We start from the raw sequence: 23516 nt of genomic DNA, 5'->3' as shown, positions 1-23516 counted from the left end.
AGGCTGTAAAGCCTCTTTTTTGATGCATTATTTTAAGAAAAAAATAACAGCCCCAGACCCCGAAAAACCTAAATTCTAATGTTATTTTAATGTTGCGCCCAAGATTTCGTTCTAACTTGCACCCCATTAAGGATTGAAAAAATGTTGAGCCAAATTAGAAATAGTATCTTATGTAAATGCCTGCAGGCGTTGCTTATCGGCTATTTTTTAATGAGCAGTATAAATATTTCGAGCACCTTCGGACGTATCATTAAAAACAATACCGAGACGCATACTGTAAAAGGAATCACCTGTAACTTTCTTAAAAAAATCTTTAAATGTGACGGAATCCCAGAAGAACTGGATGATTATGAAACAAAAGACACTAAAACTGCTAAACTCGCAAAAGGAATTCCTTTATTAGATTATTTAGTGCCTGCGCATACTTCGTTGGCAGGTTTGTATTTCCAGATGGGAACACGCGGAAAAAAATACATCGACAATCCGATTTTTTCTTTCGGATTTCACGGTAAAATTCATCTACCGCCTCCGCGACTTATTGTATAAATACTTAATTTTGTTAGGATTAGAATAATTTCTAATTTCCTTAATACGGTTTTTACCGTATAGTAACATCTATCTATTAACGTTGTATTTATATAAAATTCATGACACCTTTTAAACGTTTTATTAGTTTACTCAAGCTGGACAAGCGCGATGTATATCAAATTATATTTTATGCCGCTTTTGCCGGTTTAGTAAATCTTTCACTGCCTTTAGGAATTCAGGCCATTATTAATTTTATTCAAAGCGGACAACTTAGCGTATCGTGGATTGTTCTGGTTATTTTGGTAACCATTGGAGTTGGTTTTGGAGGAGTGTTAACGATTCTTCAGCTGCGAATTGTAGAAAATCTGCAGCAGCGAATTTTTGTTCGTTCTTCTTTTGAATTCGCTTACCGACTGCCTTTGATTAAATTTAAAGAAATGTATTCAGAATATGCGCCAGAAAAAGCCAACCGTTTTTTCGATACGCTTATGGTCCAGAAAGGAACCGCAAAACTGCTTTTAGATTTCTGTACCGCCTTTTTGCAAGTAGGCCTGGGGATTATTCTACTGGTTTTGTATCATTCTTTCTTTATGGTAATCGGACTTTTATTTATCGCCATTTTATACATCATTTTTAAATTCTCTTATAAAGATGGATTAGAAACGAGTTTGAACGAATCAAAATTCAAATATAAAGTAGCTGCCTGGCTTCAGGAAATTGCCCGCAACCGCGACAGCTTCCGTAAAAAAGGAGGTTTTGAATACGCGTTGGAACGCAACGATGGCTACGTATCACAATATGTAAACTACCGTGAAAAACACTTTCAGGTAATGAAAAAACAATACATTCAGCTAACTATATTTAAAGTTATTGTTACAGCTGCCTTACTATCAATCGGTGGTTTTCTGGTAATTCACCACCAAATGAATATAGGGCAGTTCGTAGCAGCTGAAATCGTAATTGTATTGTTAATCAATTCGGTAGAAAAAATCATTTTTGGTTTAGAATCTTTTTATGATGTATTAACATCTGTAGAAAAAATTGGTCAGGTAACCGATCTGGAAATTGCCTGTATTCCAGAAACCTCTGCCATCAGCGAAACTGGAATTACAATTGAAACCGAAAGTATTGCTTATAACTATCCAGATCATAATAAAAAAGCGCTTAAAAACATCAACCTGAAAATCAATCAGGGCGAAAAAATTATTTTAAGAGGAACTAACGGAGCTGGAAAAAGTACCTTATTACGACTTCTGGCAGGATTGCTTGAACCAGAAAGTGGTGCCATGTATGTAACTGACAATTTTATGAATCGTCTTAACGAAGATAGTTACAGAGCACAAGCAGGAACTCTTTTACAAGGTGACACCCTTTTTGCGGGAACCATTAAAGAAAATATTCTTTTTGGAAACGAAGCTCTTAATACAGACGATTTAAAATGGGCATTAGACAATGTAGGTCTAACGCCAGACATTAAAACCTTCCCGAACGGATTAGAACATCAGGTTCATCCGGGCGGAAATGAACTTTCGGCTTCAGATGTTCAAAAAATTCTTTTGGCCAGAAGTATTGTTCACAGACCTAATATATTGTTCCTTGAAGATCCAGTTGATAAAATGGATGAATTGACTTCGAGTAAAATTGTTGATTTTTTACTTTCTGAAGAAAATGACTGGACGGTAGTTGTAACTTCTAAAAATGATATTTGGAAGAACAAATGCAGCCGTATGATAACGATCGACGATGGGAAAATTATTAACGACATAAAGCTTTAATCATGCTTAATATATCTAAAGAAAATAATGTACTAATAACTCCGGGCAAATACAAGTCTATTACAAGTGTTGCCCGAAGACCTCATTATAGAATTTTAAACAAAGTAATAATCGGATTTTTGATATTCGCTGTAGGATGTCTTTTTCTTCCGTGGACACAAAATATATCTGGAAGCGGTTCCGTTACCACTTTAAAACCAGATCAAAGACCACAAACTGTTCACAATGCCATTGCTGGAAGAATCGAAAAGTGGTACGTTCAAGAAGGTGATTATGTGAAAAAAGGAGATACTATTGTTTTTATTTCTGAGGTAAAAGAAGATTACCTTGATCCAAATTTGGTAGGCAATACAAAACAACAGGTTGATGCCAAAAAAATGGCTGTTGAATCGTATGGCGACAAAGTAAATTCACTAGAAGTTCAGGCGAAATCTCTTAATACAGAAAGAGAACTGAAATTACAGCAGGCTCAAAACAAGATTAGACAAGCGCAGCTTAAAATAAAAAGCGACAGCATGGATCTTGAAGCCGTAAAAACACAGTTAAGAATCGCCAAAACACAATTTGACCGTTCAACAGCATTAAACAAAGAAGGTTTAAAACCACTTACAGATGTTGAGCAGAAAAGATTAAAACTTCAGGAATCTGAAGCGTACATCATTACACAGCAAAATAAACTTTTGAGCAGTAAAAACGAATTGATAAATGCCAAAGTCGAAATTAGCCGTATTACCGCTGAATATGCTGAGAAAATTTCAAAATCAAGAAGTGACAAATTTACCGCTTTAAGCACACAATACGATACAGAAGCTCAGGTAAATAAATTGCAGAATCAATATGTAAATTACAGTCTGCGAAACGGTTTGTATTACATTACAGCACCTCAGAGCGGTTATGTAAACCGTGCCTTATTAGCAGGTTTGGGAGAAACTATTAAAGAAGGAACACCAATTGTAAGTATTATGCCGGCAAGCTATGATATTGCAGTAGAAACCTATGTAGATCCAATCGATTTGCCGCTGGTACATCGTGGTGCAAAAGTACGTGTTTGGTTCGACGGATGGCCTAGAATTGTATTTTCAGGATGGCCAGGTTTATCATACGGAACTTATGGCGGAAAAGTAGTAGCAATCGAAAACTTTATCAGCGCCAACGGAAAATACAGAGTCCTGATTTCTCCAGACGGACCAGATAATAAATGGCCGAAGGAACTGAGCATAGGAGCAGGGGCACAAAGTATTGCATTGCTTGAAACCGTTTCGGTATGGTATGAAATATGGCGTAACCTAAACGGATTTCCGCCAAATTATTATAAATCAGACGAAAAAGAGGCAAAAAATGGAAAAGACAAAAAATAAATTGAAATACGTTGTACAACTGTTTTCTCTTTTATTTTTATTCAGTTTTTCGACTCTTTACAGTCAGGATTTTAATAAAGAAGAATTAAGTTACAGCGAATTTTTGGGATATGTAAAAAAATACCATCCGCTTGTAAAACAAGCCAATTTAGAAATAAGCAATGCACAGGCAGCCCTTATGATGGCACGAGGCGGATTTGATCCTAAAATTGAAGTAGATTACAGTAAAAAAGAATTCAAAGGAACCGAATATTATTCGCTCTTAAACAGCAGTTTCAAAATTCCGACGTGGTATGGAATTGAAATTAAAGCTGGTTTTGATGATACAGACGGACAATATTACAACCCGCAGAATCGTACGCCGGAAGCCGGATTGACTTCTCTTGGTGTAAGCGTGGCATTAGGGCAGGGCATGTTCATAAATCAGCGTATGGCCGATGTAAGAGAAGGAAAATTACAGCTTAAATTAAGTGAGGCACAGCGAAAACTACGAGCAATAGAAGTTTTATATAAAGCAAGTGAAGCTTATTTTGAATGGAGAAAAAGCTACAACGAAGCCCAATTGTACAAACGATATTTAGGATTTGCCAGCACTCGTTTTCAAGGTGTAAAAAAACTGATTGAATTAGGAGACGCGCCTTCAATTGACAGTGTTGAAGCTGGAATTACCGTAAGAAACCGTGAATTAAACGTAGAAAACGGAAATCTGAAATTAGCCAAAGCACAACTGTATCTGTCTAATTATTTATGGATTGAAAACGTTCCGGTAGAATTGGGCGAAATGGTAAAACCAGAAGAAAACCTAAGTCTTACCGTTGAAGGAACGCTGAAAACAGATGCTATGTTAGTAGAAGTAGAAAGTCTGGAATCGCATCCTAAAATTCAAGCATTAGAAACTAAAATGGATATGCTGGAAATTGGTCGAAAATTAAAAGCCAATTCATTGCTTCCTAAATTAAATGTAGGGTACAATTATATTTCAGAACCTGCTTATTTTGATTCCTTTAATGCCGATGATTATAAGTTTAATGTCGATTTCAGTATTCCGATTTTCCTAAGAAAAGAACGTGGAAGTTTGAAAATTGCCAAACTGAAAATTCAGGATTTAAAGTACGATATCGAACAGCAGAGACTTGAACTTAAAAATAAAATAAAAGCACAGCAAACCGAAATAGCTTCTTTAAGAAGACAAAAAGGTGTGATTGATAATTTGGTTAAAGACTATACGACCATGCTGAACTCAGAAGAAAAACTGTTTTCATTTGGCGAAAGTTCTATCTTTTTAATCAATTCACGAGAAAATAATCTGGTAAGCGCGAAGTTATCGCAGATCAGCATTGAGAATCAATTTTATATTTCAAACGCCGAATTGTACAAGATACTTGCAAACCCAGATTAGAAAATTTATTTTTCGACTTAGTTATTATTGTTAATTAAGAAAGCAGCAAATACCATTTGCTGCTTTTTTTATTATTATATCAGAATTTAATTATTAGAATTGCGCAGCAAACTCTTTAGTAAAATCTTCTAATTTTGTTTTTCCATCAACAGAAGCATTTACAGATAAGAAATGTGAAGCAATTTTTCCGCTTCGTAAACCAGCACCCATTTCGGTATAGAGTTGAGCGATTTCTTCAGGAACTCCCGCTTCAATCATACCTCCAAGCGATTGTTCATCAGTAAATTCAACCCAAGGTAATTCAGGTTTTCCTATTGCAGTTCCAAATACCTTTGCCACTTCGTCCAAAGTACGAATATCACTCATTACATAACGAATGTTTTTTCCCGCTGGAATTTTTTGCAATTCTTCCGCCGCAGCATCTGCAATATCATTTGGATGTACCATTGGAAGCTGTAAATCAGCAGGATAATTACCACCAATAATTCCCGCAGCATTTATCATCGGAACATTGCTGTAAAAGTTAGTATAAAAATAACCCGCTCTTAAAAATGTGATAGAAGTATCAAGAACATTATACAATTGTTCAATATTGTATAAACCAGCTATTGGCCCCGTTCCGTTTGGTAAATCAGCACCAAAACTACTTAACATGACCACTCTTTTTATATTCGTTTCCTGAATTGCTTTTGCGTAAGCTTTACCTGCTTCGGTAGTATTGGCAATAACATTTTGTCCGCCTAAATTTGGCGGTGTCATGGCAAACAAAGCATCAGCTCCGTTAATGGTTTGAGTTAAAAAATCACTGTCACTTACAGAACCTACAGATGCTTCTGCACCTAGAGCTTCAATTGCCGTTTTTTTATCGGCACTACTTGTTATTACCGTTACGTCGTGTCCGGCTTTAACCAATTTTGTTGTTAATGGTTTTCCTATGTTTCCTAATGAACCAGAAATTATAATTTTCATAATATATTTTTTTATTTGTTGAGACAAAGGTATATTTGTACTTACTTTTATACAAGTACTTACCCTAAAGTATGTATTATGACCGCAATTAAAGAATCATCGACCATTCAGGAAAATAAGCAGTATGCCTTAGATAAATGTCCAGTAACTTTTGTTATGGATAAACTAGGAGGCTACTGGAAACCTATTATTGTATATCATTTAGGTGAAGGCGATAAACGCTACAGTGAACTAAAAAGAGCCATTCCGGCAATAACCGAGAAAATGCTGATCCAGCATCTTAAACAATTAGAAGCCGATGGACTGGTGATAAGAGAAGCAAAACCCGTTGTACCGCCTTTTGTAACATACAGACTCAGCAATGCAGGTAAAGGATTAATGCCGGTTATCGAAGCAATGGCAGCTTGGACATTTAAAGTAAAAGAAGGAGTTTTTGATTAAATCTGGCTTTCGCCGAAATGCTAAATTCTAATCTTAAAATCGTACAAATCTTTCAGTAAAAAATGCATTTTTTCTAAAAGATTTAGACCAATGGGATGAAATTTTGAATTAGAAACACTAAAAGAGCCATTTGATGGTAAACATTTAACAAATAAGACTTGTGCTTAAAGTCAAATGTTAATATTTTTGTGCTGTGCGAAAAATTTCCCTGTACATATTAATCCTTTTGATCAATTTTAATAACTGCTTTTTTGGGCAGTTGTCTAAAATTCCGGTGCTTGTACAGCATTTTATGGAACATCAGGAAAGGTCGAACGGACAAGGGCTTGCCTTTACTGATTTTATCGCTATGCATTACCTGGGGCAGGACATCAACGATAACGATGATGAACGCGATATGCAGCTTCCATTTAAAAAAGTCGATCCACACTCGCAGCATCTTGTTTTTATTCCAGGTCGTATTTACACTTCAACATTACATGTAATTCCTGTAGATTCCGAGTTTGTAAACAATTACAAACACGATTCTCATATCAATCCTTATTTAGGAAGTCTGTTCAGACCTCCAATAGCGTAATTCTTTTTATCGGAAGTAACAATGCCGTGCTGTTTAAACCGCGCGAGTATTGCATTTTAGTATTCCAAAAAAAGAAAATATGCTTAATAAAATCATACAATTTTCAGTTAATAATAAACTGGCGATTGGTATTTTTACATTGCTGTGGATTATCTACGGCGTGTTTGAAGTAACCCGTCTGCCAATCGATGCCGTACCTGACATCACTAATAATCAGGTGCAGATTATAACCACAGCTCCATCATTGGGAGCCGAAGATGTTGAACGTCTGATTACTTTTCCAATTGAACAAGCGGTGAGTAATATTCCGCAGTTAAAAGAAAGCCGAAGTATTTCAAGATTCGGATTATCAGTTGTTTCGATTGTTTTTGATGACGATACCGATGTCTATTGGGCGCGCCAGCAAGTAACCGAACGTTTACAGAAAGTCGAAATTGACGAAAATGCCAATATGCCCGAAATGGCACCCGTAACAACAGGATTGGGCGAAATCTACCAATACGTTTTAAAATCACAGCCCGGTTATGAAAGTAAATATTCATTAGCCGATTTACGAACAATTCAAGATTGGACTGTAAGAAGGCAATTATTAGGAACTCCCGGAATTGCTGATGTTTCAACCTTTGGAGGAAAGTTAAAACAATACGAAGTTGCCGTAAATCCTGCCCGATTAAAAGCGCAGAATTTAACCATAAGTGATGTTTTTACCGCTCTAAGCCGAAGCAATCAGAACACAGGAGGCGCTTATATTGAAAAAGGTCCAACGGTATCGTACATTCGAAGTGTTGGTCTTGCCAAAAAGATCGAAGACATTGAAAATATTGTCATTAAAACCACTCAGGCTGGCACTCCGGTTTTAGTTAAAAATGTGGCAGAAGTAAAATTATCTTCTGCTATACGGTACGGCGCTTTAACGACAGATGATATTGGCGAATCGGTTGGGGGAATTGTGATGATGTTGAAAGGTGAAAACGCGAGTAATGTCATTGAAAACGTGAAAACTAAAGTAGCCGAAATCGAAAAAATCCTTCCGGAAGGTCTTAAAATAGAACCTTTTTTAGATCGTACCAAAATGGTAGACAACGCCATCGGAACGGTTGAACACAATTTGATGGAAGGTGCTTTGATTGTAGTGCTGGTTTTGGTTTTATTTCTAGGAAATTTGAGAGCTGGACTTATTGTAGCATCGGTAATTCCGTTAGCCATGCTTTTTGCCATTATTATGATGAATACTTTTGGCGTAAGCGGAAACTTAATGAGTTTAGGAGCACTCGACTTTGGACTTATTGTAGACGGTGCCGTAATTATTGTTGAAGCTATTCTGCATCACATTCATACATCCAAAAAATACAAAACTATCGACAGCATTTCTCAGGAAGAAATGGACAAAGAAGTTTCGGGCTCGGCTTCGAGAATGATGAACGCGGCTGTTTTTGGCCAAATCATCATTTTGATAGTATATCTGCCCATTTTATCGCTTCAGGGAATTGAAGGAAAAATGTTCAAACCAATGGCTCAGACAGTTGCATTTGCCATTTTGGGAGCTTTCATATTATCGTTGACGTATGTGCCAATGGTAAGTTCGCTTTTCATCAGCAAAAAAATAAGCCACAAACTTAATTTTTCCGATCGTGTCATGCTGAAGTTAGAAAATTGGTACGAAAAAGCGCTTACAAAAGCGTTGGCTGTCAAAAAAAGCATTGTCATTACGGCAGTTGTACTTTTTGGTTTCGCAGTATTTTTATTCGGATTGATGGGAGGAGAATTTATTCCGCAGTTAGAAGAAGGAGATTTTGCAGTTGAAACCCGAATGCTTTTAGGAACCAATCTTTCGACTACAACAGAAACCATTGTCAAAATTTCGGCTGAATTGAAAAAACAATATCCCGAAGTCAAAAAAGTTGTTTCCCGAATAGGAAGTGCCGAAATTCCGACTGACCCGATGCCAATTGAAGGCGGCGATATGATTATTGTTTTAAAAGACAAATCAGAATGGACAAGTGCAGCATCTTTCTCTGAATTAGCCGAAAAAATGGCAAAAACGGTGCAAGATGTTGCTCCAGGTGTTACAACAGGTTTTCAGTTTCCAGTGCAAATGCGTTTCAACGAATTAATGACAGGAGCGAAACAAGATGTCGTTTGTAAAATATTTGGTGAAGATTTGGACAAACTCGACGAATATTCAGAAAAACTTGGAGCAATCAGCAAAACCGTAAAAGGAACAGCCGATTTATACGTGGAAAAAGTCACCGGAATGCCTCAAATTGTAATTGATTATAATTGGGCAGAAATGGCAAAATATGGTTTGTATGTACAAGACATTAATAGAACTGTAAATGCCGCTTTTGCAGGAGCTGTTGCCGGAAATATATATGAAGGTGAAAAACGTTTTGATTTGGTTGTACGTGTAGAAAACAGCGGACGACAAGGAATTGAAAATGTTAGAAATCTTTTGGTGGCAACGCCTTCTGGAACTCAGATTCCATTGTATCAAGTGGCCTCGGTGCAGGAAATTGAAGGTCCAAACCAGATTCAGCGAGAAGATGCCAAACGTAGAATTATCGTTGGTTTTAATGTTCGCGGACGTGACGTACAAAGTATCGTAAACGAATTACAGCAGAAAGTCAATGCACAGATCAAAATGGATCCCGGATATTATATTACGTATGGCGGTTCTTTCGAAAACTTACAGCAAGCCAAAAGCCGACTTGGAGTTGCCGTTCCTGCGGCGTTATTGATGATTTTTGCCTTATTGTATTTTGCTTTTAAATCATTTAAAGAAGGAATTATCATTTTTACAGCCATTCCGTTATCGGCAATTGGTGGTGTTTTTGCTTTATGGATGCGCGACATGCCGTTTAGTATTTCGGCAGGAGTTGGATTTATTGCGCTTTTTGGAGTAGCAGTTTTAAACGGAATTGTTTTAATATCAGAATTCAACCGAATCCAAAAACACGGCGAAATCACAGATCCTTTTGATATCATTATTACAGGAACTAAAAACCGACTTCGTCCAGTATTAATGACCGCAGCGGTGGCTTCTTTAGGATTTTTGCCAATGGCGCTAAGCAATGGAGCAGGAGCAGAAGTACAGCGTCCGCTAGCAACCGTAGTAATCGGCGGATTGGTGACTGCTACATTATTGACTCTTTTTGTACTTCCAGCCATTTACCTGATGACGTATAGTATGAAATCTTTTAGAAAGAAAAAGAAAATGAAAAACATCACGACCATTATTGTTGTGCTATTTCTGTTAAATGGTTTTAACGGAGTTTACGCACAACAGACAGAAAAAATTTCGCTGCAGCAATCTATTGAAATTGCGCTTAAAAATAACAGCAGAATCAAAGCAGCAAAGTTCAACGAAGAATCCAAAACGTTTTTGAATAAATCCGCTTATGATCTTCCCAAAACACAAATCGATGCCGATTACGGACAATTCAACAGCCGATTGAACGATACACGTTTTGGTATCAGTCAGACGATTAATTTCCCAACGGTATATTCTCGCCAGAAAAAGGCGTTTACGGCAGGAGCTGAAGCTGCAAAAGCACAAAGCCAGCTGACGCAGCAGGAAGTAAAATCATCAGTTCGTAAATTATATTATGAATTGGTTTGGCTCAACAGCAAACGCGATCTTTTGCATTATGCGGACAGTATTTATCGTTTGATGGAAGAAAAATCACAACTGAGATTTAAAGCTGGAGAAACCAATGTTTTAGAAAAAAGTGCTTCACAATCGGCAAGACAGTTTTATACCAATCAGTTGAATATGTTAGAATTGGATGTTGATATTGCGCTTCGTTCGTTTAATGCATTGCTGCAAGATGACAAACAATATTCGCCTCAAAAAACAAACTTAAAAATGGATTCGGGACAGCTTTCGGAAGTTAAAAATACAGACGATTTACCTATGACAAAAGTTTGGAAACAAGAAGCCGAAGCCGCAAAATGGCGTTGGAAAACAGAGAAAGCGCGTTTAATGCCCGATTTAAATTTAGGTTATAACAATTTGAGCATTTCGGGTTTTCAAACCAATGCTGCTGGTCAGGAAGTGTATTATGATTCTGGTAACCGATTCAGTTACATCACGGCAGGAGTAAGCGTGCCGTTGTTTTTCGGGAGCCAATCTGCTAAAAGCAAAGCGGCAAAAGCTGAATACCAAAATCTAGAAGCACAATCAGAAGCGGTAAAAATTGAGGTTTCGGCACAAATACAAAATGCTTCCAAAGAAGTTCAGAAATTCAAACAAAGCCTTCAATATTATGAAAATGAAGGATTGGCAAACGCGCAGACAATTATTGATGCTGCCAACAGCCAGTTACGAAATGGAGATATTGATTATCTGCAATGGGTTTTGGTCGTAAATCAAGCCATTACGATTAAAAATGAACATTTGGATACGGTAAATAATTACAACAAGGCTTTGATAACCTTGCAAACGATAACAAACTTATAATGCAATGAAAAAGAAAATCATTTTTGCGTTTACAGCCATTTTGATGCTGGCAGCATGCGGTAAAAAAGAAGAAAATAAACCAACAGAAGCTGTAAAATTAGATTCTAATATCATAACCTTATCGGCTGAACAAGCTAAAAATGCTGGAATAATTACCGGAAATCCTCAAGAAAAAGAACTCAGCGCTATTGTACAGCTTCAGGGAGAAGTTACCGTGCCGCCAAACAGTCTGGTAAATGTCACTTTTCCGTTAGGAGGTTATATCAAAAAGACCAATATTGTAGCGGGAATGCATGTTCGAAAAGGGCAGGTTCTGGCTGTAATTGAAGACATGCAATACATTCAGCTGCAACAGGATTATTTAACTGCCAAAGAGCAGTTTAAAGCAGCGAATTTAGAATTCAGCCGTCAGAAAGAATTGAATGCGAAAAAAGCAAGCAGTGATAAAGTTTTTGAACAAGTTACAGCCGAACGTGAAACACAGCGAATTGCAATGGCATCATTGGCACAAAAACTGGAATTGCTGGGGCTTAACGTAAATAGATTAACGGCTTCAACCATTACCAAAGCAATTAATGTGGTTTCTCCCGTAAATGGTTTGGTTTCGAAAGTAAACATCAATAACGGTAAATATGTTGCGCCAACGGAAATGCTTTTTGAATTGACGAATATTCAAGATGTAATGCTGACTTTTAATGTTTTCGAAAAAGATGTTCAGTCGCTTAAAGAAGGACAAAAGCTGGAAGTTTACAGCAATTCAAATCCAGAAAAGAAATTCACTGCAAAAATTCAGTTTATCAATCACAGTTTGAATCAGGATCGTGCAGCCGAAGTTATCGCAAGATTAGATCGTTATAATCCTTTATTTCTGCCGGGACTTTTCGTAAATGCCGATATTCATATTAGCAATAAAAAACAGTTAACCCTGCCTGAAAATGCGATTGCAGACTGGAAAGGTAAAAGTTATGTTTTTGAAGATAACGGAAACAACAGCTATAAATTAGTAGAAGTAAAAGCAGGAATTGCTCAAAATGGATTCAAACAATTTTCTTCGGAAGTTATTACTGCTTCTTCAAAAGTAGTGATTAAAAATGCGTATACGCTTTTGATGAAAGCAATGAATGAAAGTGCACAATAAGTGTAAGTTCAAATTTTTAAATTCCAAATTCCAATTATTGGAACCGAAAATACAATTTAGTTTATAACGAAAAAGGCAGTGATATTTATGATCACTGCCTTTTTTAATTTTATTATTTATACCATAGCGCCTTTGTGGTAAAAAAACGTTATGACTCAACTTTTAAAAAGTCTTGACAAAACTCAACCCAATGGTTTTGGAGTTCTGATCGTAACTTGGCATTACGAAAGTTGTAGGTTTACTTTCTTGGTGATCTTTACCAAATAAAGTTTTTGTAATATAAGGATTCAGCCAATACGCCATTTTGGTACTTAAAATACCAATTCCGGCGCCGGCTGCGACATCCGTTAACCAATGTCTGTTGTTGTAAATTCTAAAAAGTCCTGTTCCGGTTGCTACGGCATAACCCGCAATTCCGTACCATATTGACTTATCTTTGTATTCCTGCCATAACATTTCGGCTCCGGCAAAAGCAGTTGCGGTATGTCCAGAAGGAAAAGAGTTTTTAGAACTTCCGTCAGGCCTTTCGACTTTAGTTATGGACTTTAAACTCATAACCGTTGCGGTCATAATAGCATACGAAGTTGCAAAAATTACGGTTCGATCTCGTAAACTGTGTTTGGCTTTTACGCCAAAAGCGTCCAATGCAAAAACCGAAGCGGCGGGCGCCCACTGACTGAAATCGTCTATCGAAATTTTCTCGTCGATATCTTCTTTTACTTCATCACGAATTTGTGAATTCCAGCTTTTCAGCTGATCGCTCTCAATACCAATTACTCCATAACCAATAAGGGCAGTAGGAATAATAAGTTGTTTGTAACTGAATTTTGAAGGCTTAATAGTATCCGTTTGAATACTATCATTTTGAACAGTTTCTTGCGCAGAAAGCGTACAAGTACAGATCAGCCACGATAATAAAACAATGCTTTTGTTCATTTTTGAGGAAATTTAAAGTAAGCGTAGTTTTATAGCAATAAGATTTCGATTAAATTATAAAGCGAAATTCTAATATGATTTTGAATTAATTTTGAATTTTAAAATTTGTAATTGTAACCAAAACGAACGACCTGAGTTTCGTAATAATCATGGCTTGTATAACTGAAATTGGTTCCGTTTATTTCTTTTTTAATTACCAGTGAATTCAAGAGATCTGTGGCATTTACAAAGAATTCTCCTTTTCCTTTTTGAACAGCTTTTTTAATACCAGCATCTATCGAAAATCTAGCATCGATTTTTCCCTGCGGAATAATATCGGGAGCTAGATAAACAGCCGATAATTGTCCTGTAAATGTCTTAGAAAAATTGAACGTATTGTTCCATTTGATATTTCCAGTGGTAATGTTTTGCTTTTCATCTGAAAAAGTAATGGGCGAGGGATATAAAATATGAACCGTAAAAGCATTAATAACATTCTGATACAAACTTGCATTCAGGTTAAAAGAATACCATGCAAAAGGCTTTTTAGAAAAAATCATTTCCATTCCCGTCATAGAACTTTTTCCGGCGTTTTGAAATACATTATAAATCAAATCACTATTGGGTTGTGTTACAGCAATGCGCGTAATGGTTCCGTTGGCGAATTTGTTATACAGTGAAGCGAAAAAATAGCCATTATTTATAGAAGCTTTATAACCCAATTCCAGCGTATTAGTAAACTGCGGACGAAGTCCTGGATTTCCAACTTTGATAATTTCCGCATCATCGTATTTCGGAAATATTCGAATGTCTACTTCATTGGGACGATCGACTCTGCGATTGTAAAAAAGCGATAATTTATGTGTGTCATTTATTTTGTAAGCTAGACGAACGTTCGGGAAAGGCTGAAAATAATTATATCCATCACTTTTATAAGTCGGATGATTTGGATTTACTTTATATTGCAGGTTGATGTATTCCATTCGCAATCCGGCTTCGGCTTCAATCCGGTTCGATTCGAAAATGTAATTTCCATAAACAGCCGGAATAATTTCTTCATATGTGGCTTTTCCTCCGGCATTGCTGTCGATTGGCGAATTAGTTCCCGGAAAAAACTGCATGTTGGTTGGTATGTTTCGGCTTCTAATTTTGGCACCCGTTTCAAATCGGCCGTATTTTAAAGGTTTTGTATAATCTAAATTGATATCCAAAACACTTTCATCCGAAAGTAATTTAAATGCATCTTTTCCGGTAAAATCAGGCATTATGTTATCAAAGAAATATTTTTCGTTTTCTCTGTGAAAAGTATAATTAAGTCCCGCATTTAAAACATGACCTGCTTCTTTAAATTTATGCTGATAAGAAGTCGAAGCTGTAATGGTAGTTTTTAATTCATCTTCTATAAACTTCCATAAACGTTGTCTTTCAGAATAATCAGCATTGAAAAAAGGTTCTTCTCCGTGATCCAGAATTTTTTCACTTCCATATAAAGTAGAAAACGAAAAGTTATTATTTTCATTAATTGCCCAGTCGATTCCAGTTTTAAAAGTGGTAAACTGTGTATCGCGATTTCGTTTCGTCTGCTGGTTTATAATCGTTCCGTCATTGTAAGTTCGGGTCACGAATTCATTTTTGTTGAGCGTTTCGGTATACAGATAATCGCCTTGAAAATAAACATTTACTTTTTCTTTTTTATAATTTAAAGAAAGAGAAGGGTTTATTTTCGGAGTAACCTTGTATTGAGGCGTAATGGTTGGCAGATTGGCTTTTCGTTCCCACAAAGAACCATAGCCAGATGTAAGACCTATTTTTCCGTTAAAACCTTCTTGTTTGTTTTTCTTGTAGATAATATTGATAATTCCAGCATTTCCGTTTGCATCGTATTTAGAAGAAGGATTGTTGATGATTTCAATTTTTTCAATGGCAGATGCCGGAATATTATCCAAACCCGTTTGACCATTAAATCCGGTTAAAGCAGTCTGTTTTCCATCAATTAAAATCATGACTTTGTCATTTCCTCTTAAAAGAAGTTTTCCATCTTGAGTCGTTACGCCCGGAAGATTCTGCATGGCTTGTAAAACTGAACCTCCGCTTTGCGTAATATTATCACTCATATTGAAGCTTTTTTTATCCATTTTATTGGTAACGGATTCTTGCTTGGAATTGACCACAACTTCGTTAAGAGTTTGAGCATCTTCAGATAAAGTTATATTGTCAATGTTTAAGTAATCCGACATAGAACCCACAAATAGACTTTGGGTTTTAGTCATAAAACCAACAGAACTGACTTCTAGAATATAATTTCCGGGTTTGATATTTTCAATGGTAAAGATTCCTTTTTCATTGGTAACGGTTCCAGATGCGACTTTTTGATCTTTTGATTTTAAAATGACATTGGCGTACGGAAGTGCCGTTTTAGCAGTATGATCTTTTATGGTTCCTGAAATCGTGACCGTTTTAGTCTGCGCGGTGCTCAAAATGCAAAACAGCACGCATACAATACTAGAGATAGTTTTTAGTGGAAGAATGGCTTTTAGAAAATTCACGATTGTATATTTTAAAATTTATACAGCGAATTTCTAATGTGATTTTGGAGAAAATTTGAATTTTAGAATTTTACAGTAAAATGATGGAGATTTTCATCAAACGTATAGACCAAATCCCAGTTGTTGAGTTCAGTAATTTTTTTGACAATAGCCAATCCAAGTCCATTTCCTTGAGAAGAAGGATCGGATTTTGAAAAACGATTGAAAAGTTTTTCCGAATTTAAAGCGGTATTTTTTCCTGTATTCGAAAAAGTAAGGGCATCAGAAGTGGTTGAAATATTTATTTTTCCGCCTTTAACATTATGACGAATGGCATTTAAAAACAAATTATTAATCAAGACTTCGATTAAAACAGTATTCGAATGAATAGTAATATCGGTTTCGGTTTCAATATTTACAGATAAATGCTTGGATTCGGCTTGTTCGATAAAAAAGTCCAAATGACGATTTAGGGAAGCATCCAGAGAAATAGTGGTTTTTTCAAAATAACTGTCATTATCAATTTTAGACAATAGCAGCAGGTTTTTATTCAATCGGTTCATTCGCGAAACATCATTGTTCAGCGAACCCAAAAGTTCTGACTGTTCTTCAGATAAATCAGGAAATTGGGATAATGTATCGATTTTACTTTGAAAAAGTGCCAACGGAGTCTGCAATTCGTGGGCAGCATTTTCTATAAATTCTCTTTGGCTTTTATAAATAGCAGTATTTTTTTCGATAAGACGTTCCAAACTTTTGTTCAAACGATCAAATTCGTCAATATCAGTTTCAATAAACTGAGGTGCTTTGTTTTTATCAATTTCAAAATCCTGAATTTGTTCAAGCGTGTTATAGAAAGGTTTCCAGATTTTGGCCGCTGTAGCTTTTGAAATCCAAATAATCCCAATCATTAAAATAATAATCACACATAAAAACATGACGGCAATGCTGTAAACCATGCCCTCCATTTCGACCATATTGCTTCTTTCGATATACGTGTATTTCTTTCCGTTGATTTGAACTGGTGTGTAAAGCACGCGAAAAGGTTCTTTTTCATTGGCAATAGAATCGAACAGCATTTTGCTTACAATCGAATCTTTTTTTACGCCCATATCGGCCACGATATCAACATTTCGATTGTATTTGTTCCAGGCTGCAATATCTGATTCGGTATAACTTTTATGGCTTTGTTTGATAAAAGAACCTTTATGAAACAGGAGTACTTCATCGGTTTCATAAATATAAAGCCATTGGCTGATCGCATAAAAGACAGGAGCACTAAGCAGTAAAATAATTACGGCATAAACCAGAAAACTACTGGTGGTTGTATTTAGTAATTTTTTATTCTTCATGCCATTTATAACCTAAACCATAAATTGTTTTAATGTAATCACCGCTTCCGGCTTTGGTTAGTTTCTTTTTTAAATTCTTGATATGTGCGTAAACAAAATCATGATTATCAAGCATATCTGCCATGTCTCCAGACAAATGTTCGGCAATTGCGCCTTTTGATAAAACTTTATTCTGATTTCCGATTAAAAATAGTAAAAGATCGATTTCTTTTTTGGTAAAATCTGCGGGTTTATTTTGTACCGAAACCGTTTTGGCAAATATATCAATACTAATTTCATTAAAGACAACATTATTACTGCCTTTGAAGTTTTTTCGTCGTACAAGCGCCTGAATACGCACCAGAAGTTCTGATAAATGAAAAGGTTTGGTCAAATAATCGTCGGCACCGAGAGTAAAACCTTCAATTCGGGTATCCAGAGTTTCTTTTGCCGAGATGATAATTATGCCTTCTGTTTTTTGTTTGTTTTTGAGTTCTTTCAGAATATCAAAACCATCTCCATCGGGAAGCATTAAGTCTAATAATATGCAGTCATAATCGTAAATGCTTATTTTTTGAAGAGCAGTTTTGTAGTTGCCAGCCATTTCACAATGCACACCATTTGGCTGAAAGTAGTTCTTAATACTTTGAGCCAATTCACGTTCGTCTTCTATTATCAGGATTTTCATAATGCAATTTAGCAAATCAATTTTGAATGAATTTTGAATTTTTTCAAATTGATGCGGTTTCGAAGTGTTTTTTAAAACAAAAAACCTGCAGATAAATTTTTCTGCAGGTTTGTATTTTACTGATTAAGCCATTTTACGAGATCTTTAAGCATTTCGTGGTTAATGGTATGATCTTCATTATACTGATGAAATTCAGGTTCGAGATTTTTTGATTTCAAATATTCCTGAGCGTCCAGCGCATATTGAAATTGTAAAACGTGATCTTGGTTTCCGTGTGAAATAAAAATGCGTAATGGTTTTAACTGATCTTCAGAAGCAATAATTGGTTTTATTTCCGGAAGCAGTCGGCCGCTCATTACGGCAATACCTTTTATTTTATCAGGCTGTGTAAGAGCTGCACTGTAACTCATAATTCCTCCTTGGCTGAAACCTGCCAAATACACTTTGTTTTCATCAAATGATTGTTCGGTTTTTAAATCATCAATAAATTCAAGAATGGCAATTCGGGCTTCTTCGGCTTGTTTTTCATTGATGATAGGTTTTCCAGTTGAAAAATCTACTTGAAACCAAGCAAAACTAATAGGTCCAAATGTCAGCGGACCTCTGGCAGAAACTACCAGATATTGATCTGGTAATGCATCAGCAAAGGAAAACATATTTTGTTCGTTACTGCCCACTCCGTGAAGCAGAATTACCAAAGGCGGTTTTTCAGATTTTATTTTAGGCTGCCTTGCTTTGTAATACAGTTTTGGTTTTTGAGCTATTGTGTTCATTTTTACATTAAAACTAGAGATGGTTATAATCAGAATAAAGGCGGAAGAAAGGAATAAAAACTTTTTCTTCATTAGGCTTTGTCAATTTTAACCGACATCATATTTAATGATCCTGCCAGAATGCTGTCGTTAAAAATGGTTGTCTTTTCGTCTTTTTCTTGTAAAGCCAAGGTGTAAATCAAAGGCATGTAATGTTCTGGAGTAGGAACTGCCAGCAGGAATTCTTTCCCTTGTTTTTCAAAACTGATTAAAGATTGGTGATCGCCTTCTAAAATCATTTTTTTCATTTTTTCATTGGCAGCAGTCGCCCAGTCATAAGCATATCCAACTTCGTTCATTTTATCCCACGCCGCCATTCTAAGGTTGTGAACCGTATTACCGCTTCCAACAATTAAAACTCCTTTATGACGAAGTGCCGCAATTTCTTTAGCTAAAGCATAATGGTACGAAGCAGGTTTGGTATAATCGATGCTCATCTGGATAACAGGAATATCAGCATTTGGATATAAAAATTTGATAACTGTCCAACAACCGTGATCGAGTCCCCAATTGTGGTCTAAACCAACTGGAACTGATGTAATTAATTTTTGGGTTTCCAAAGCTAGTTCAGGACTTCCCGGAGCTGGATATTCGACATCAAATAAAGCCTGCGGAAATCCTCCAAAATCATGAATGGTTTTAGGCTGTTCCATTGCGGTTACAAATGTTCCTTTTGTTTCCCAGTGTGCCGAAATACATAAAATGGCATTTGGTTTTGGAAGGTCTTTGGCTATATTTTGAAATCCTCTTGTAAAAGTATTATCGTAAAGCGCATTCATTGGATTACCATGTCCTAGAAACAGAACAGGCATTCTAGGCGTGGCTTCAAAACTTTTTGCTGCTTTTTGCAGGTCGGTGAGTTGTAAAGCACTTGCTCCTAAAGGCAAAATGGCCATGGCTTTTAAAAAATCTTTGCGTTCCATAAAATTTATGTGGATGATTAGGATGCAAATTTCGGTATAATGTCAAGAAATGAGGTAACACAAATCGGAAGAATGATTGTGTTTTTAGGAAATGAGTTTCGACATATCGTCTCTAAATTCGGTTGGCGTCATTCCTGATTTCTTTTTAAAAGCGTGGGTGAAATACGTTTTTTCTTTGAATCCGAGTTCGAAACCAATTTCAGAAATCGTTTTGTCGGTTGTAATTAAAAGGTTTTTGGCTTCCGTCAATTTTCGAGTTTCTATAATTTCAGAAACACTCTGCTGTAAGATATTCTGGCAGATGTTGTTTAGGTTTCGAACTGTCATGAATAATTTTTCGGCATAAAAATGAACGTCTTTTGGCTGTCTGTAATATTCTTCAAGGAGACGAAGGAAATTTCTAAAAGTTGATCCTTGTATTTTTTTGGATTCTTCGTTGTTGAGATTTAGCTTTCGTCTTTCCGATTCAATTATGGTAAATAAGGCGCTCAGTAATTGTCGGATTACGGCAAGATCGGGTCTTTCCTGCTGATATTCATCATAAATGATTTCGCAGATTGTAGCAAGTCTTCCAAAACAATTGTGTTCCGGCATTTCGACATTAGCATTTTCATGAAAAGAAGCATAGAGCTGAAATGCCGATTCTGCTACAAATTCACTTTTAAAACGCAAAACCCACATATCACATTTTCCGTCTTTTGGCAGTGGTTTTGCCCGATGCACTTTTCCGCGAGTTACAAAACTGATAAATGGAGCATCAATAAGATCGGACTGAAAATCTATAAAATGTTCCAGCCGTCCTTCTTTTCCAATAATTAATTCTTCAAAATCATGATAATGGGGTTCGTTTACAGAACGCTGAATTTTATCGGATTCTGCGATATTAATTTTGAAGATCTTAAAGATTTCTTCCATTTTTAATTGTGTGTTAAAAATTTAAAAGTACAAATTTGTAATGGATTTGCCTGAAATACATATTGCATTTCTTCATTTAAACTTCATATTCAATTTATAATTTTAGGTAATGATTTTATAATTGTCAATTGAAAATTAGTTTTTTATGATAATTGAATCTAGAACAAAAATAATACTGACACCCGATTTGTATTATTTGACATTTCCAAATTATTAGTGTCAAAAGCCATGTACGGCACAATGATTGCGGTACAATTGTTTTTTTTAACAATTTAATCAAACAATAGAATATGTAATGAAAATCGACTCTCATAATAAGGCCGTGATACTCAGTATACTGCCTGTATTTTTTTTAATTTCGGGTTTTTTGTCGCTTGAAAGACTGCCAATAACATTTTACAAAATCGAGACTTACGAAATTTTGACTATGTTCATTGGCTTATTTGCAGTTAGTTATTTATTTCTCAAAGACTTAGTTTCGGTCCTGATTAGTATTGGCTGTTCGCTAAATGTAATGTTTGGAGTACTTTTTTTTATCGATTTATTTGAAGTAGAGTATTCATCATTATTAACAGCGGCCATCATTTTAAGCTTAGGATTTTCGCTGCTGGTAAATACGATACTACTGTATTCTGTACATCAAAATAAAAAATCTTCAGAAACGGATGCAAAATTGGCAGTTAGACAAGCAGTGTCAGTAAATTTTTGGACAGTTGTACTTTCCTTTATCACTTTACTGCTGTTGCTTGTTTGGGGGTTCCAGATTCAGTTTGTCCCGTTTAAAGATTTTGTGTGGGTGTCAGCTGCAGGATTATCAATAGCAGTCATTAATGCTTTTATGCTTCTGCCTGTTTTAGGCAGTTTGTCATTAGGTCATATTAATGAAGAACGCCAGCAAGACGATTTGAAACTTTCTTTTTCAGAAAGAATACTTCAAAAAGCAAATGACAAAATCGAGAAAGGTATTACTGCATTGGTTAAAGCAGTAAGTGTTGTGCTGACTCATAAAATCATCAGTTTTTTGACCGCCATATTGGTTACAGCCTGTCTGGTTTTAGAATTAACCATAGAAAATGCCGAAGATTACTATTTCATGATTTTGGGATTAGTGTATTTTCTATTTATTGTAATGCGTTACAAGAGTTATATTTTGGCATCCGCGCCATTTTTATCGCTTATTTTTAGTTATTTCCTGCTTTCTTACGTTTGTAAGATATTAGTTTGGAATTCAGAGAGTTTAATGCAGATTTCTTTCTTTGGAGGTATAACTATCGCAGCAATTGCAGCTTTTCTTCAAACCGATACGGCATTCGGTTATTATAAAAATGCCTCAAAAACTCAAGATGCAGTAGTAAATGCTACGGCAAAAACATTCTTTATGGTTTTGGCTTCAGGTCTGGTAATGGTAATTTTCCTAATACTGGCAGTCCATTTTAACGATTTACATAAAGAATCTTTTCAGGATTTAATGGTTATGGGAACCTTTATTATAGGTTCTAGTGTTTTGACCTTATTTCCAGGTACAGCGCTTTTAAAAACAGCATTCAGTTGTTATGAATCGTTTAGAAAGCCCAATAAAAAAAGAATAAAAAGCGTTTATATGTAATAATCAGCACCTGATTATACAAACGCAAGCAGAAACAAAAAACAAAAACAATGAATGCAGTAATAACAGCAGTTGGAGGTTATGTACCGCCTGCTATCCTCAATAATAAAAAAATTTCAGAAACAGTTGATACTTCTGAAGAATGGATCGAAAAAAGAACAGGAATTTTAGAACGCCGTATTGCCGACGATAATGTAGCAACTTCTGATCTTGCTTGTGCCGCTATCGATAACTTGATTAAAAATTATAAAGTAGACCGCGAGGAAATCGAAGTACTTATTTTAGCAACTGCCACTCCAGACCATATTTTAGCTCCAACAGCAAGTAAGGTTTGCGAAATGAGTGGTTTAACAAATGCCTTTGGACTAGATCTTAATGCGGCTTGCAGCGGATTTTTATATGCTCTTGAAATGGGCGCGAATATGATTGAAAGCGGACGTTATGAAAAAATAATGGTCGTAGGTGCCGATAAAATGAGCTCAATTGTAGATTATGAAGACAGAAATACTTGTATTCTTTTTGGCGATGGAGCAGGAGCGGTTTTATTGGAAAAAACAGAATCAGGTTACGGATTAATGAAAAGTATTCTTCGTACTGATGGAAGCGGAACAGCATCATTGTTAGTTCCTGCTGGAGGTTCTAAAGAGCCGGCTGCTATGCAGAGTCTTTTACACAGAGATCATTATTTGAAACAAGATGGTTCTTTTGTATTTAAAAGAGCAGTTGCTTCTATGAGCCAGGTTTCTCAAGATGTTTTGGCTAAAAACAAATTAGATTCTGATGATATTGACTGGGTTGTGCCGCATCAGGCTAATTTAAGAATTATAAATGCAGTGGGCGAAAGCTTAAATATTCCTTCGGAAAAAGTAAAAGTAAATATCCAGCGTTATGGAAATACAACATCGGCAACGATTCCATTGTGTTTATGGGATTTTAAAGATGATTTTAATGAAGGACAAAAATTACTGATTACTACTTTCGGAGCAGGATTCTCTTGGGGAGCTGCGTGTTTGAAATGGGGTGTGATGCGTGAGAAAAGAGACGTTGAAACCTTTGCAAAAACTGCTGAAATAGAAAGTGTTTTAATAGAACAGTAATTTTTCATTTTAAAACAAACAAAGAGAAAAGCCTTTAGTTCATTCTAAAGGCTTTTCTCT

At 35.9% G+C, this 23516-nt stretch carries 18 protein-coding genes; 10 read left to right on the top strand and 8 right to left on the bottom strand.

What is annotated here, in order from left to right:
- The first annotated feature begins 210 nt into the window (after positions 1-210).
- From P2W75_RS15205 to P2W75_RS15190, 4 genes are all read left to right on the top strand, one after another.
- A complete protein-coding gene (locus P2W75_RS15205) occupies positions 211-546 on the top strand; it encodes a hypothetical protein (RefSeq protein WP_239023144.1) in 336 nt (111 codons plus the stop codon).
- A 101-nt stretch (positions 547-647) separates the two neighbouring features.
- Entirely contained in the window at positions 648-2303 is a 1656-nt protein-coding gene (locus P2W75_RS15200; RefSeq protein ID WP_207296006.1) for a peptidase domain-containing ABC transporter, read from the top strand.
- Positions 2304-2305: 2 nt separating this feature from the next.
- On the top strand, positions 2306-3661 hold the full coding sequence (locus P2W75_RS15195) for an HlyD family secretion protein (RefSeq protein WP_276381121.1): 1356 nt from the start codon (positions 2306-2308) through the stop codon (positions 3659-3661).
- Positions 3642-5060, top strand: coding sequence for a TolC family protein (locus P2W75_RS15190; protein WP_207296008.1), 1419 nt, complete (start codon positions 3642-3644; stop codon positions 5058-5060). The genes P2W75_RS15195 and P2W75_RS15190 overlap by 20 nt, the downstream gene beginning before the upstream one ends.
- Positions 5061-5153: 93 nt before the next feature.
- Here P2W75_RS15190 and P2W75_RS15185 read toward each other — a convergent pair whose 3' ends face one another.
- Positions 5154-6029 carry an NAD(P)H-binding protein gene (locus P2W75_RS15185; protein WP_276381120.1) on the bottom strand — a complete coding sequence of 292 codons (876 nt, stop codon included), beginning with the start codon at positions 6027-6029 and terminating at the stop codon, positions 5154-5156.
- A 78-nt stretch (positions 6030-6107) separates the two neighbouring features.
- Between P2W75_RS15185 and P2W75_RS15180 the strand changes: the two genes are divergently transcribed.
- The 4 genes from P2W75_RS15180 (at position 6108) to P2W75_RS15165 (ending at position 12644) form a co-directional block, all read left to right on the top strand.
- On the top strand, positions 6108-6470 hold the full coding sequence (locus P2W75_RS15180; protein ID WP_276381119.1) for a helix-turn-helix domain-containing protein: 363 nt from the start codon (positions 6108-6110) through the stop codon (positions 6468-6470).
- 226 nt (positions 6471-6696) lie between these two features.
- Positions 6697-7047: a hypothetical protein gene (locus tag P2W75_RS15175; RefSeq protein ID WP_276381118.1), complete on the top strand. Its 351-nt coding sequence runs from the start codon at positions 6697-6699 to the stop codon at positions 7045-7047.
- Positions 7048-7126: 79 nt separating this feature from the next.
- On the top strand, positions 7127-11506 hold the full coding sequence (locus P2W75_RS15170) for a CusA/CzcA family heavy metal efflux RND transporter (RefSeq protein WP_276381117.1): 4380 nt from the start codon (positions 7127-7129) through the stop codon (positions 11504-11506).
- Between the two features lie 4 nt (positions 11507-11510).
- Positions 11511-12644, top strand: coding sequence for an efflux RND transporter periplasmic adaptor subunit (locus P2W75_RS15165; protein ID WP_276381116.1), 1134 nt, complete (start codon positions 11511-11513; stop codon positions 12642-12644).
- 162 nt (positions 12645-12806) lie between these two features.
- Here P2W75_RS15165 and P2W75_RS15160 read toward each other — a convergent pair whose 3' ends face one another.
- The 7 genes from P2W75_RS15160 to P2W75_RS15130 form a co-directional block, all read right to left on the bottom strand.
- Positions 12807-13580 carry a phosphatase PAP2 family protein gene (locus tag P2W75_RS15160; protein WP_276381115.1) on the bottom strand — a complete coding sequence of 258 codons (774 nt, stop codon included), beginning with the start codon at positions 13578-13580 and terminating at the stop codon, positions 12807-12809.
- A gap of 98 nt (positions 13581-13678) precedes the next feature.
- The gene (locus tag P2W75_RS15155) at positions 13679-16105 is read right to left on the bottom strand and encodes a TonB-dependent receptor domain-containing protein (RefSeq protein WP_276381114.1); all 2427 of its coding nucleotides are present in this window, start codon (positions 16103-16105) and stop codon (positions 13679-13681) included.
- A 62-nt stretch (positions 16106-16167) separates the two neighbouring features.
- A complete protein-coding gene (locus tag P2W75_RS15150) occupies positions 16168-17436 on the bottom strand; it encodes a HAMP domain-containing sensor histidine kinase (protein WP_276381113.1) in 1269 nt (422 codons plus the stop codon).
- Positions 17426-18103 carry a response regulator transcription factor gene (locus P2W75_RS15145; protein WP_276381112.1) on the bottom strand — a complete coding sequence of 226 codons (678 nt, stop codon included), beginning with the start codon at positions 18101-18103 and terminating at the stop codon, positions 17426-17428. Before P2W75_RS15145 ends, P2W75_RS15150 begins: the two co-directional genes overlap by 11 nt.
- Before the next feature lie 116 nt (positions 18104-18219).
- On the bottom strand, positions 18220-18876 hold the full coding sequence (locus tag P2W75_RS15140) for an alpha/beta hydrolase (RefSeq protein WP_276381111.1): 657 nt from the start codon (positions 18874-18876) through the stop codon (positions 18220-18222).
- Between the two features lie 71 nt (positions 18877-18947).
- Positions 18948-19838 carry a 4,5-DOPA dioxygenase extradiol gene (ygiD, locus tag P2W75_RS15135; RefSeq protein WP_276381110.1) on the bottom strand — a complete coding sequence of 297 codons (891 nt, stop codon included), beginning with the start codon at positions 19836-19838 and terminating at the stop codon, positions 18948-18950.
- A gap of 84 nt (positions 19839-19922) precedes the next feature.
- On the bottom strand, positions 19923-20753 hold the full coding sequence (locus tag P2W75_RS15130; protein WP_276381109.1) for an AraC family transcriptional regulator: 831 nt from the start codon (positions 20751-20753) through the stop codon (positions 19923-19925).
- A 514-nt stretch (positions 20754-21267) separates the two neighbouring features.
- On the opposite strand from P2W75_RS15130, the gene P2W75_RS15125 reads away from it, so the two are divergent.
- Together P2W75_RS15125 and P2W75_RS15120 are read left to right on the top strand one after the other, a co-directional pair.
- Positions 21268-22359, top strand: a complete 1092-nt coding sequence (locus P2W75_RS15125) for a hypothetical protein (protein ID WP_276381108.1) — start codon at positions 21268-21270, stop codon at positions 22357-22359.
- Between the two features lie 50 nt (positions 22360-22409).
- A complete protein-coding gene (locus P2W75_RS15120; protein ID WP_207296021.1) occupies positions 22410-23456 on the top strand; it encodes a beta-ketoacyl-ACP synthase III in 1047 nt (348 codons plus the stop codon).
- Positions 23457-23516 lie beyond the last annotated feature (60 nt).

Source organism: Flavobacterium sp. H4147, from assembly GCF_029360735.1.
Classification (GTDB): domain Bacteria; phylum Bacteroidota; class Bacteroidia; order Flavobacteriales; family Flavobacteriaceae; genus Flavobacterium; species Flavobacterium endoglycinae.
Note: the sequence above shows the minus strand (reverse complement) of the source record. Positions and strands in the feature narration are given on the sequence as shown.